This window comes from Photorhabdus luminescens subsp. luminescens (assembly GCF_001083805.1).
GTDB lineage: Bacteria > Pseudomonadota > Gammaproteobacteria > Enterobacterales > Enterobacteriaceae > Photorhabdus > Photorhabdus luminescens.
Genome location: NZ_JXSK01000002.1, coordinates 211,815 through 225,194 on the forward strand (window position 1 = coordinate 211,815; position 13,380 = coordinate 225,194).

Below are 13,380 nucleotides of genomic sequence, written 5' to 3' on the forward strand. Positions count from 1 at the left end.
TAAACGCAGAGATTTCAAAGAGCTAACTCCTTAGACCTACTCTTCAACTTTGCCGTTAATGTCTTAATATCACATGACATTACATATCCACAACTCTCTAACTCAAAACCAAACGAACGATAGTAAGCTATTTTGTCCTTAACGGGTTCATGGATCCTGACGTCTTCACCATCAGCCACATTCATGAAAATCAATGTTGCATACAGAGTATACAAAAGCATCTTTCTATGCAACGGATGATTTTCTAAATCCCTCACAAAATTTTCCAATACATGGATATTAAAACTCTTATCATTCAAATCATATGTCGATAAAGCGACTCCAGCCGGAGCAGATTCAATTTGGAGATTTTCCCTTGATATGACAAATTTTATACATAAACTGAAGCAGTCATGTCGATTACCGACCTCTGTAATATAATAGTCCCAGTTAAGCTCACCATACGCTCTTGTTAGCATGTTTGCATCGCTGTCAGAGATAGGACCAACTGCCAAATCTATCCCTCTCTGATCCATGTATAACTGCAAAGTATTGTATGTTAATTGTGCAACATGTTTCAGTGACAGCATAATAAAGCAACCTTACCAAAATTGTTGTTAAATAGCCGAAGATAGTGCTTTTTGAACAATTTTATTGAAAAACCACACCTAAGCGACACATGCAAACAATCCCGAATCCAATCAAAAATTAATTGTTAAGCTAACAAAAACAGTCTCATCCGGTGATTTTTCCTGAGCATATGCCTATTCAACCACGTCAACAAACTTAACCTTCAAAAATGGAACCCTGTTCCCAAAGGCGACTAACCAACAAAAATTTATCCAAATTGGGTATAACATGAGTAATTTTTGGAAGGTAGGATTTTACGGCCCAGCAGATAAATTGCCTCATCCATCAGGAAAATATGGCATAGTGATATTCAGAAAAATAAACAGTGCTACTCAGCAAAATTAAGTGGAGAATCTTTCTACAATGAAACGTCCTGACTACCGAACACTGCAAGCCCTAGATGCGGTGATCCGAGAACGCGGTTTCGAGCGCGCTGCCCAGAAACTCTGTATCACTCAATCCGCGGTTTCTCAACGTATCAAACAGTTAGAAAATCTGTTCGGTCAGCCTCTGCTGGTACGCACCGTTCCTCCGCGCCCCACTGAGCAAGGACAAAAACTACTGGCGCTATTACATCAGGTGGAGTTGTTGGAAGAACAATGGCTAGGCGACGAACAGGGTACAGATACTCCATTGCTACTTTCATTAGCAGTCAACGCCGACAGTTTAGCCACCTGGCTGTTACCGGCACTACATCCGGTACTTGCTGATCTGCCTATCCGACTCAATATTCAAGTTGAAGATGAAACCCGGACTCAGGAACAGTTAAGAAGAGGTGAAGTCGTTGGCGCGGTCAGTATTCAACCACAACCACTGCCTAGTTGTCTGGTCGATAAATTAGGCGCACTGGATTACCTGTTTGTCGCCTCGCCAGAATTTGCTGCTCGCTATTTCCCAAATGGAGTTACCCGTTCAGCGTTACTAAAAGCCCCTGCGGTTGCATTCGACCATCTGGATGATATGCATCAGGCATTTTTACAACAGAACTTCGAATTATCACCAGGTAGCGTTCCATGTCATATCGTCAACTCATCTGAAGCCTTTGTACAATTGGCAAAACAGGGCTCCACCTGTTGTATGATCCCTCATTTACAGATTGATCAAGAATTGAAAAATGGTGAACTGATCGACCTGACACCAGGTTTATGTCAGCGCCGGATGCTCTATTGGCATCGTTTCGCACCGGAAAGCAGGACCATGAAAAAAGTGACTGACGCCCTGTTAAAATTTGGGCGTCAGATGTTAAGACAAGATGACACTGATTAAGGTTTTAGTTCAAACACAACATCAACCTGATCGCTGAAATTGATGCTATCCTGCTGGTAAGTTTCACCCACTCCAGCAGCACCTCCCGCCATCACCACATCAGAATTGCGATATTTCATATGGTCAATCACCTCTGGCGCTCGGTAATTGATACTGTATATCGAACCAACTTGGCTATTAAAGCCTTTCGCCAGCGCATCAGCTTGTTCAATCGCATTCTCAATGGCCTTCTGACGGGCTTCGTCACGATATTTTTGCGGATTATCCACCCCAAACTGAACAGATACGATTTCGTTCAAACCCGCTTTTAATGCACCATCTAGCAGATCATTAAGTTGATCTAACTTACGAACCTTCACCTCCACTGAACGGATCGCACGATAGCCTTTCAGCACCGATTTGCCAGATACATTGTCATACTCATAATCAGGCTGAGTACGCAAATTCGCTGCATCAATATCTTTCTTTTCAATACCGTTCTTTTTCAGAAAATCAAAATATTTAGCAACCAGTTCATCAACCTGCTTTTTAGCCCCAGAAGCATCTTTAGCAGAAATATTGACGTTAATCATCAATGTTGCAATATCCGGTTCTGCTTTCACTACCGCATTACCAGAAGTAATAACATGAGGGACTCCGGGTAAATCAGCAGCCTGTGCAGCAAATGGCACCCCGGCACTTAACATGGCGGCCAACCCTAATGATTTCAATTTCACACAACCTCCGAAGAAAACCTGTTACAGAAAATGTTCATCCCACGGAAAAACCGAAATATACATGGGATGAATAAAACACTAACACAGAGACTGCATGCAAAGAAGTGTCCGGCTCAATCAGAAATTAGTAATCCCTGCTTAGCAAGTTGCCATGCGATATACCACATTATGACGCAGATAAACCCATTAATAATCCGTTGAGAAAGCGGCTTACTTAGCACAGGGGAAAACCATGCAGCCAGCAATGACAGAGAAAAAAACCAACTAACAGAAGCGCTTGCCGCACCAAAAGTAAACCAAGGCCTGAGTTCTGAAGATAACTGACCACCAATACTGCCCAAAACAACAATGGTATCTAAATAAACATGCGGATTTAACCAAGTGACCGCAAAGATAATCGCAATCACCCGCCAACGGTTTTTTGCTGTACTACTCGCCTGCATCTGTTCAACATTGGCAAATAAAACCACACGTAAAGCCCCTAATCCATACCAGAATAAAAAAGCAACACCCCCCCAAGTGACAAATTGCAAGAGTAAAGTTGACTGACTAAGTAATGCACTACCACCAAATACACCGACACCAATCAGAAAACCATCACTGATCGCGCACAAAGTTGCACTCATCAAATGAAATTGTCTCTTGCTACCTTGCTGCATAACAAAGGCATTTTGTGGGCCAAGAGGCAAAATCATTGCTGCGCTAAGGAAAAAACCCTGCACAAATGTCGATAACATAAAAAAACTCCTCGATAATTATTCACTTTGCTATTTCAATGTTCAGAATATTAAGAAGAATAACTCATTAGAGGAAATAAATACTGCTAATCGATCATAAGAAATTTTAATAACCAACCAAAAAGCAGATTTTTACAGGAAAACCATTTGATTAATTCAAAGAAAATCAAGCTAATACATACTAAAAGTATTAATGAATCTATCAATTCTATGAAAATAAAAGGAAGAGGTTATTTTGAAAAAAATTATGGGTTTCATACTGTTAGCAATCATTATTATTGCTGCTCTTACTGTCAGAAACTACTATTTACTGCGAAATGATGTTGAAGAGGCATTAAACCACTATGAAACAATTGAATACTATATTGGTACAGCAAATATTACAAACGTAACGCTCAGCCATTATCAACCGTTTTTATGTAAAAAAGGCTGCGAGCGTTTTATTCTAAAAATACAGGGTGAAAAAGGTGATGGGATAGTTGCTGCTGATATTAATCTCCATACTTCAGATGTTTCATCCGCTGTCCTTTGCTTATCTGATAACAAGAAAATAGCACTGACAGAAGATATCAACGATGATTTTATTAAAAACAACCTTAATACCCTATGCCAATAAAATAAACCAAGAGAACCGAGCGTCCGCGCTATCCATAGCGCGGCGCTGATTTACTGGTAAAATTTACTGTCTATTCACACCATCAGAAGGTTATTATCCAACGTCCTCTGATTAATCACACATTTTATTCCGCGCCATAGCTTGATTCTGATGCAAATAAACATCCATTTGTGGATAAGGAATACTGATATTGTGTTTATCTAATGTGCGTTTAAAATTCTCCATCAAATCCCAATAAACCTCCCAAGCATCACCATTGGTCGTCCATACACGCACAATAAAATTCAGTGAAGATGGCGCCATTTCATGCAAACGAATCGTCACGCCTTTGTCATGCTGAATACGGTTGTCTGCGGCAATAACATTGCCTAATACTTTTTTAACTTCATCAATATCTGCATTATACGCCACACCGACCATAATCTGAGTTCGACGATTTGGTTCACGGCTGGTATTAATAACACTATCTGCAATAATTTTCCCATTCGGAATTACGATGATTTTGTCATCCGCTGTACGCAATGTAGTAGAGAAAATCTGCACCTGAACAACCGTGCCCTCAACCGCGCCCAGAATAACATATTCGCCCGCACGAATTGGACGAAAAGCCACCAGCAATACCCCTGCGGCAAAGTTGGACAAAGAACCTTGTAAAGCCAAACCAACAGCCAAACCAGCAGCACCGATAACCGCAATGACTGAAGCCGTCTGAACCCCTAATTTGCCCAAAACTGCAATAATAGTGAATGCAATTATCGAATAACGAACAATAGCAGCCAGGAAATCTGATACCGTTACATCAATGCCACGCAATGACATAACTCTTTTCACGCCCTTACTAATGAGTTTCGCCGCCATCAATCCCAGAACAAGAATCAGAATAGCAGCAACAGTATTGACCAGATATTGAATGATTAAATCCTGATGATTAATAAGCCAGCTTGTAGCTTCATTAATGCCACCAGACAGATTGATATCTTCCATTAAAACCACCTTGATTCTTTAGCTATTCAACTATAATTGAGTAAAATTACTCAATGACTATCCTTCATAGCAACCATTAACAGTAAGAAAAAAACCTATCGTGCCAGAGAATGCTTTTTGTCTATATACAGCCTTTTACCAATCGTTTTTTAAAATAAAGTCCCGATAATCATTCAACATATCAATAAAATCCTTGGTACCACAAAAAGCCAGGCTCTCATTATCGTAATAGCTCATGCCCTCCTCCATCGAATCAGTTTCAAACTCAAGTTGATTAGCACGAACCATAATCTCTTCTTCATCCATTAGCAGCGTATATTCGTGACCCACAAGTTGCCATTGACGTTCACTGCCTTTAATTTCAGCCAGCGCTGCGGCAACCTTATCTATCACCGTTAAATCACCTTTAACTTCTTCATTCAGCCACTGACCAATAGCTTCATGATCCATTGAGAACCGGCTAGTCACCTGTCCAGTGACATCCAGCAAAAATTCGTATTCCATCATCACCTCCGGTGCGTTCTTTTCATTTTAATACTTGCTAACAATTCTGCCCCAGAATCAACCCACAAACTGATAAGAAGTGGGCGATTAAAGGCTCTATGCCGACACAACGGTAAGGTTTCCACCTAGGATAACCAAAATGTGTCCACCCCAAGTTATTCTTGAGGTTTGTGTCCGCTACGGCTTTCATCGGAGGATGAATTCAGCCTCAGTGCAAATATAAACAAATGCACTATGATTAATAATATCTCAGAGAAACAAAAACAGCAAAATCGAACACACGTCCGCTAATCGATGAGGTATATTCAAGAGTCTTGCAATACAACCCGTTATTTTCTATCTTGTCTGGAAAAACAAAGCCTCTTCTTAGGAGCCATTATGATACGTCATATTCTTTTGTTAAAATTCACACCCGAAATAAAAGAACAACAATTAACGACGATAAGAGATACCGCGATTTCTATGTCGCATCAAATCAAAGGTATTTCTGCCATTGAATGGGGAGGTAATGTAAGTAGTGAAAATAAAAATAAAGGTTTTACACATGCCATCACCATGACATTTGATGACCAAAAAGCTATTTCAAACTATTTGTCTCACCCAGCGCATGACAAATTAAAAGATCTACTTATAGATTCTGTCGCTGATATCATTGTCTTTGATTATGAAGTGTAATTTTCATTCCTGGGGAATAACTATCTGCTAATCAATGTTCAACATAACGAATATTGCTGGCGCGACTAAAAATAATTAGACGCGCCGATTATCGATAAAAATAGAATTACGCAGATTTTCATGGGAAATTTAAATATTTAATCAATAATTAAATACCACATAAAAATTTTTTAATCCTGCCTATTCGATAATAGCTTGCTGTAAAATCAGCATCATTTATAAAAGATAATTAAATAATAAAATAGAGTATTTCACCTCCCACTTTAGGATGATAAAAAAACCATTTTAAAAAGAAGAATCGCACCTACCTCATTGAAAATAAGATAAAAATTATATAGACAGAACGGATTAAGACAGTATAAAACCCGTTTAAACTGGCATATTTAAGTTATCGTGGTTTTGTATAATAAATGCAACATAATAACACTGCAAGTAACCCGGTTCATGTGCTGTAAAATCATGTGATTGGGAATTATATTATACTGATAATTAGGTTTTTTCTGTTTTTATTTTTTAGGTTTAAAGCCAAAAAGAGTAACAGGCTTGTTAATAGTATTAAAACAAAATCCCATTTTCCTTTAATAGTTTATAATACCGATAAATGTTTTTATTCTTTTTAGCTACTAATTTTCCCAATACGGTTAATATTGTTATTTTCTCCCCGGATTAATCAATTTCAAATCCATTTTTCCTGATGTTTTTTCTGTTAATGTCAGTTATAGCACCGCACTTTTTACTCACTTTAAAAAATCCTTAATCACTACTTTTTACCTTTAATGATTAAAGTTTTTATCCACTTTTTCACAATACATTTGCCCTTTTTTCCAGATTTTAAAATCATACTGACAGGCAAAAACGACCTTTTTTAACACTCGTTTTATCATTGATAAAAACTCAGCAGTGATAATCGAAACGTTAAAAGTCAGCAATCTAAATGGGAGGTTTTTACCTCCCATTTATTGGTATTACAATATATCGGAATTACACCGCAGTTTGGAAAATCACATCATCCGCTTTTTCAGTGTATTGGTTAAGCTGATCAAAATTGAGATAACGGTAAGTATCTTCCGCGGTCTCATCAACTTTATCCATAAATTGCTGGTACTCTTCCGGTGTCGGCAGACGTCCCAACAGAGAAGCTACAGCAGCCAGTTCAGCCGATGCCAAGTAAACATTCGCCCCCGTCCCCAGACGATTCGGGAAGTTACGAGTCGAAGTGGAAACCACCGTTACACCGTCAGCAACACGAGCTTGGTTACCCATACACAAAGAACAACCAGGAATTTCAATCCGCGCCCCACTCTTACCAAAGATGCTGTAATAACCTTCCTCAGTGAGTTGGGCTGCATCCATTTTCGTTGGCGGAGCAACCCACAAACGAGTTGGTAATTGGCCTTTATGTTGATCCAATAACTTACCGGCTGCACGGAAATGACCAATGTTAGTCATACAAGAACCGATAAAAACTTCATCGATTTTGCTGTTAGCCACATCGGATAGCAAACGGGCATCATCTGGATCATTCGGCGCGCACAGAATAGGTTCTTTAATTTCGGCCAGATCGATTTCGATAACCGCGGCGTATTCTGCATCAGCATCGGCTTCCAGCAGTTGAGGATCTTTCAGCCAGTTTTCCATACCCGTTACACGGCGTTCCAATGTACGACGGTCACCATAACCTTCGGCAATCATCCATTTCAGCAACACAATATTGGACTGCAAGTATTCAATAATCGGCGCTTTATCCAATTTAATGGTACAGCCCGCCGCAGAGCGCTCCGCAGAAGCATCCGCCAGTTCAAATGCCTGCTCAACTTTCAGATCCGGCAAACCTTCGATTTCGAGGATACGACCAGAGAAGATGTTTTTCTTACCTTTCTTTTCAACCGTCAGCAGACCTTGCTGAATCGCATAGTAAGGAATCGCATGAACCAAATCACGCAAAGTAATTCCGGGCTGCATCTGCCCTTTAAAACGAACCAACACAGATTCTGGCATATCCAAAGGCATCACCCCCGTCGCAGCAGCAAACGCCACCAGACCAGAACCTGCCGGGAAGGAAATACCAATCGGGAAACGAGTATGAGAATCACCGCCCGTACCAACGGTATCAGGCAACAGCATACGGTTCAGCCATGAGTGAATGATGCCGTCGCCGGGACGCAGAGAAACACCTCCACGATTCATAATGAAGTCAGGCAAGGTATGGTGAGTAGTGACGTCAACTGGCTTAGGATAAGCCGCAGTATGGCAGAATGACTGCATTACCAGATCCGCAGAGAAGCCTAAGCACGCCAGATCTTTCAGTTCGTCACGAGTCATTGGGCCAGTTGTATCCTGAGAACCAACAGAAGTCATTTTAGGTTCACAATATTCACCTGGACGAATACCTGCCGTGCCACATGCCCGGCCAACCATTTTCTGAGCCAGAGAGAAACCGCGACTACTTTCCTCAACCGCTTTCGCCTGACGGAAGACATCGCTGGGGGGTAAACCAAGAGACTCACGCGCCTTACTGGTCAAACCGCGGCCGATAATCAGTGGAATACGGCCGCCAGCACGAACTTCATCCAACAATACATCTGTTTTCAGTTCAAATTCAGCCAGTAGCTCATTGGTTTCATGGTGACGTACTTCCCCTTTATATGGGTAGATATCAATCACATCCCCCATATTTAGTTTAGTTACATCTATCTCTATTGGCAGCGCACCAGCATCTTCCATCGTATTGAAGAAGATTGGCGCAATTTTACCGCCCAGAACAACGCCGCCACCACGTTTGTTTGGCACAAATGGAATATCTTCGCCCATAAACCACAATACTGAGTTAGTGGCCGATTTGCGGGAAGAACCTGTACCTACCACATCACCGATATAAGCCAGCGGATAGCCTTTCTTATTCAGCTCTTCAATTTGTTTGATTGGACCAATAACACCAGCTTGATCCGGAGCAATTCCTTCGCGGGCATTTTTCAACATTGCCAGAGCATGCAGCGGAATATCAGGGCGTGACCATGCATCCTGTGCAGGAGATAAGTCGTCAGTGTTTGTTTCACCCGTCACTTTAAATACCGTGACTGTAATTTTTTCTGCCAATTCAGGGCGTTCCAGATACCACTGCGCATCAGCCCAAGATTGCATAATTTGTTTGGCTTGTGGATTACCTGCTTTTGCTTTTTCTTCTACATCATAGAAGTTGTCAAACATCAACAAAGTATGAGAGAGCGCTTTAGCTGCAATTGGAGCCAGTTTTTCATTATCCAGAGCATCAATCAAAGGATGAATATTATAACCACCTTGCATTGTTCCAAGCAGTTCAACCGCTTTTTCTGGCGTGATTAGTGGTGAAATAGTTTCGCCTTTCGCAATGGCGGCAAGAAAACCGGCTTTTACATAAGCCGCTTCATCAACGCCAGGGGGAATACGGTTAATCAGCAGATCTAACAGGAAATCTTCTTCACCTTTTGGTGGGCTCTTCAGTAACTCAACCAGCGCCGCCGCTTGTGTCGCGTCCAATGGTTTAGGGACGACGCCTTGGGCTGCACGCTCGGCTACGTGCTTGCGGTATTCTTCTAGCACGACTTTCTCCTCGCTCTCATTGTCATTTTATCTACCCGGCTCTGCACCCACCTTAGAACCTGCCTCATAAAGCTATCGCCTTTGCGCAACAACATGTGTTTTCGCAACAATAGCCCCTCCAGGGACAGGTTGTTAATTATGGTTCCGGGTGCCAGGTCAGAGGATTGCCAGCATAACTCAGCAAGTGCAAACAAGTTATGCCCAGCTTCGGGCATCCAGCATACCAAAATTTGAATGCGATGTTAATTCGTTCACATAAAAGTAACATTAACTGATAGTAATATTCTGAATTAACAGCAGACAAAGCTATTAAAACAGATTATTCCACTGATTTTTGCCAGTAACACCTATAAAAGCCATACTTTTTATACTATGTTTCTTCAAACAGGTCATACCAGAATAAAAAACGGCTTTCATATAAATGAAAGCCGCTTCGGTAAATTAGACTAATCGATTTAAGAAATTATTTCTTTTTCTTCGCTTTGGCATTTGGCAAATCAGTAATGCTGCCTTCAAAGACTTCAGCCGCCAGACCTACCGATTCATGCAACGTTGGGTGAGCATGGATAGTCAACGCGATATCTTCCGCATCACAACCCATTTCAATCGCCAGACCGATTTCACCTAGCAGTTCACCACCGTTAGTACCAACAATAGCACCACCGATAATGCGATTGCTTTCTTTATCGAAAATCAGTTTGGTCATACCGTCAGCACAATCAGAAGCAATTGCGCGGCCAGAAGCTGCCCACGGGAAAGTTGCCGTTTCATAGCTAATACCTTTCTCTTTCGCTTCTTTCTCAGTCAAGCCAACCCATGCAACTTCTGGTTCAGTGTAAGCAATAGATGGAATCACTTTTGGATCAAAGTAATGTTTCTTACCGGAAATAACTTCCGCCGCAACGTGACCTTCGTGAACACCTTTATGCGCCAGCATAGGCTGACCAACGATGTCGCCAATAGCAAAGATGTGCGGTACATTGGTGCGCATTTGCTTATCAACATGGATAAAGCCGCGGTCATCAACTACAACACCGGCGTTACCTGCATCCAGCGTCTTACCGTTAGGCACACGACCGATGGCAACCAGAACCGCGTCATAACGCTGTGGTTCTGTCGGTGCGTTTTTGCCTTCCATCGTGACGTAGATACCATCTTCTTTGGCTTCTACCACGGTAACTTTGGTTTCCAGCATCAGATTGAATTGTTTGCTGATACGTTTAGTAAAGACTTTCACCACATCTTTATCAGCCGCAGGAATAACTTGATCCAACATTTCAACAACATCAATCTGAGAGCCCAGAGCGTGGTAAACGGTTCCCATTTCCAGACCGATAATACCGCCGCCCATTACTAACAAGCGGCCAGGAACCGTTGTCAGCGCCAACGCATCGGTAGAATCCCAAACGCGTGGGTCATCATGAGGAATAAATGGCAGTTGAATAGGACGGGAACCCGCGGCAATAATGGCGTTATCAAAATTAATCGTTGTTGCGCCGCCTTCACCTTCAACAACCAGCGTGTTAGCTCCCGTAAATTTACCAACACCATTAACCACTTTAACTTTACGGCCTTTAGCCATACCAGCCAAACCACCGGTTAGCTGATTAATAACTTTTTCTTTCCAAACACGGACTTTTTCGATGTCAGTTTTGGGTTCGCCAAAAACGATGCCATGATCTGCCAGCGCTTTAGCTTCCTCAATAACTTTTGCTACATGCAGCAATGCCTTAGAAGGGATACAACCAACGTTAAGACAAACACCACCTAAGGTAGAGTAACGTTCCACCAGGACGGTTTCCAAACCTAAATCCGCGCAACGAAAAGCAGCAGAATATCCTGCTGGACCTGCCCCAAGCACCACAACTTGGGTTTTAATTTCAGTACTCATCATGACCTCTTAATTGTTTGTCCGGCGGGTCAGGCGCCAAAAACGATATATTCCACCGGGACCTACACACCGCGAGCAGTTTACAGAATTGTTAATAACCTGAAAAGCGCGTTAACGTGACAGAACTCGCAACAAACCAACCAGATATAAGCTGTTTCTCTGTCACCGCAATAACAATCAGGCCGGCGCATGGCCGGCCTTTGAGATTACATCACCAGACGGCGGATATCGTTCATCGCATGATTAATAAATGTGATGAAACGCGCGCCATCAGCGCCATCGATCACACGGTGATCGAAGGAGAGAGACAGAGGCAACATCAGACGTGGTACAAACTCTTTACCATTCCATACTGGCTTCATTGATGAGCGGGATACGCCCAAAATAGCCACTTCCGGCGCATTAACGATTGGCGTAAATGCTGTACCGCCGATACCGCCCAGGCTTGAAATAGTGAAGCATCCACCCTGCATATCAGATGCAGTCAGTTTGCCTGCACGAGCTTTCTTAGACATTTCAGTCAGCTCGCGGGACAATTCGATAATGCCTTTCTTATTAACGTCACGGAACACTGGAACCACCAGACCATTAGGCGTGTCAACTGCCACACCAATGTTGATGTATTTTTTCAGCGTTAATTTTTGACCATCTTCCGAGATAGAGCTGTTAAAGCGCGGCATCTCTTCCAATGCTTTTGCTACCGCTTTCATGATGAATACTAGCGGAGTGATCTTCACGCCAAGCTGTTTCTTTTCAGCTTCCTGATTTTGCTGTTTGCGGAAGTTTTCAACTTCAGTAATATCCGTTTCGTCGAACTGTGTAACATGTGGGATCATCATCCAGTTACGGCTCAGGTTAGCACCAGAGATTTTCTGAATACGGCCCAGTTCAACTTCTTCAATTTCACCAAATTTGCTGAAATCAACTTTTGGCCAAGGCAACATACCAGGCAGACCGCCACCCGCTGATGCAGGAGCCGATTCAGCACGTTTAACCGCGTCTTTCACGTAGGCCTGAACGTCTTCACGCAGAACACGGCCTTTACGCCCTGTGCCTTTCACTTTAGCCAGGTTAACGCCGAATTCACGCGCCAGACGACGGATCACCGGCGTTGCATGAACATAAGCGCTATTTTCAGCGAAATCATTTTTGTCTTCTTCTGCGAAGCTTCTGCTAGCAATAACCGGCGCTGCCGCTTTCTCTGGTTCAGCCGCTGGAGCAGAGGCAGCCGGAGCAGCCGGCGCCGCGCCCGCAACTTCAAATACCATAATCATAGAACCGGTTTTCACTTTATCACCGGCCTTGATTTGAATTTCTTTAACGATACCTGCGAATGGCGCCGGTACTTCCATAGAGGCTTTATCGCCTTCTACGGTGATCAGCGACTGTTCCGCTGTAACCGTATCGCCTTTTTTGACCATCACTTCGGTAACTTCAACTTCATCACCACCGATATCCGGTACATGAACATTCATAGCAGCAGAAGCTACTGGTTCTGGCTCTGCCATACGCGAAGACAATGCTATCGCTGCTGGTTCTTCCGCTGGAGCAGCTTCTACAGCACCTTCCGCGGAACCAAAAATCATAATCAGTTTATCGGTTTCAACTTTATCGCCAACTGCAATAATGATCTCTTTAACAACACCCGCTTGTGGGGATGGAACTTCCATAGAAGCCTTATCACCTTCCACGGTGATCAGCGATTGCTCAGCTTCCACTGTATCGCCAACTTTCACCATGATTTCGGTGACTTCAACTTCATCCGCACCGATATCCGGTACCTTAATTTCGATAGCCATTGAT

General features: G+C 42.6%; 11 protein-coding genes. 3 read left to right on the forward strand and 8 right to left on the reverse strand.

What is annotated here, in order from left to right:
- Positions 1 to 14 precede the first annotated feature (14 nt).
- The gene (locus TI10_RS05810; protein ID WP_049582346.1) at positions 15 to 569 is read right to left on the reverse strand and encodes a hypothetical protein; all 555 of its coding nucleotides are present in this window, start codon (positions 567 to 569) and stop codon (positions 15 to 17) included.
- A gap of 403 nt (positions 570 to 972) precedes the next feature.
- Between TI10_RS05810 and TI10_RS05815 the strand changes: the two genes are divergently transcribed.
- Positions 973 to 1,875 (forward strand): LysR family transcriptional regulator ArgP, encoded by a 903-nt coding sequence (locus TI10_RS05815; protein WP_049582347.1) that lies wholly within the window; start codon positions 973 to 975, stop codon positions 1,873 to 1,875.
- Here the strand turns inward: TI10_RS05815 and TI10_RS05820 are convergent.
- Complete coding sequence (locus tag TI10_RS05820) at positions 1,872 to 2,591, reverse strand: oxidative stress defense protein (RefSeq protein ID WP_049582348.1); 720 nt, start codon at positions 2,589 to 2,591, stop codon at positions 1,872 to 1,874. The genes TI10_RS05815 and TI10_RS05820 overlap by 4 nt on opposite strands.
- A gap of 113 nt (positions 2,592 to 2,704) precedes the next feature.
- Positions 2,705 to 3,328, reverse strand: coding sequence for an arginine exporter ArgO (gene argO / locus TI10_RS05825; protein ID WP_049582349.1), 624 nt, complete (start codon positions 3,326 to 3,328; stop codon positions 2,705 to 2,707).
- Positions 3,329 to 3,563: 235 nt separating this feature from the next.
- On the opposite strand from argO, the gene TI10_RS05830 reads away from it, so the two are divergent.
- Positions 3,564 to 3,944: a hypothetical protein gene (locus TI10_RS05830; RefSeq protein WP_139180479.1), complete on the forward strand. Its 381-nt coding sequence runs from the start codon at positions 3,564 to 3,566 to the stop codon at positions 3,942 to 3,944.
- A 111-nt stretch (positions 3,945 to 4,055) separates the two neighbouring features.
- Here TI10_RS05830 and mscS read toward each other — a convergent pair whose 3' ends face one another.
- Positions 4,056 to 4,928, reverse strand: coding sequence for a small-conductance mechanosensitive channel MscS (gene mscS / locus TI10_RS05835; protein WP_049582351.1), 873 nt, complete (start codon positions 4,926 to 4,928; stop codon positions 4,056 to 4,058).
- Between the two features lie 135 nt (positions 4,929 to 5,063).
- Complete coding sequence (locus TI10_RS05840) at positions 5,064 to 5,432, reverse strand: YacL family protein (protein WP_049582352.1); 369 nt, start codon at positions 5,430 to 5,432, stop codon at positions 5,064 to 5,066.
- A gap of 378 nt (positions 5,433 to 5,810) precedes the next feature.
- On the opposite strand from TI10_RS05840, the gene TI10_RS05845 reads away from it, so the two are divergent.
- A complete protein-coding gene (locus TI10_RS05845) occupies positions 5,811 to 6,107 on the forward strand; it encodes a Dabb family protein (protein ID WP_049582353.1) in 297 nt (98 codons plus the stop codon).
- 981 nt (positions 6,108 to 7,088) lie between these two features.
- Here the strand turns inward: TI10_RS05845 and acnB are convergent.
- The 3 genes from acnB to aceF all read right to left on the reverse strand — a co-directional run bounded on the left by acnB (position 7,089) and on the right by aceF (position 13,376).
- Positions 7,089 to 9,686 carry a bifunctional aconitate hydratase 2/2-methylisocitrate dehydratase gene (gene acnB, locus TI10_RS05855; RefSeq protein WP_049582355.1) on the reverse strand — a complete coding sequence of 866 codons (2,598 nt, stop codon included), beginning with the start codon at positions 9,684 to 9,686 and terminating at the stop codon, positions 7,089 to 7,091.
- A 463-nt stretch (positions 9,687 to 10,149) separates the two neighbouring features.
- A complete protein-coding gene (gene lpdA / locus TI10_RS05865; protein WP_049582357.1) occupies positions 10,150 to 11,577 on the reverse strand; it encodes a dihydrolipoyl dehydrogenase in 1,428 nt (475 codons plus the stop codon).
- 206 nt (positions 11,578 to 11,783) lie between these two features.
- A complete protein-coding gene (gene aceF, locus TI10_RS05870) occupies positions 11,784 to 13,376 on the reverse strand; it encodes a pyruvate dehydrogenase complex dihydrolipoyllysine-residue acetyltransferase (protein WP_049582358.1) in 1,593 nt (530 codons plus the stop codon).
- Positions 13,377 to 13,380: the final 4 nt, after the last annotated feature.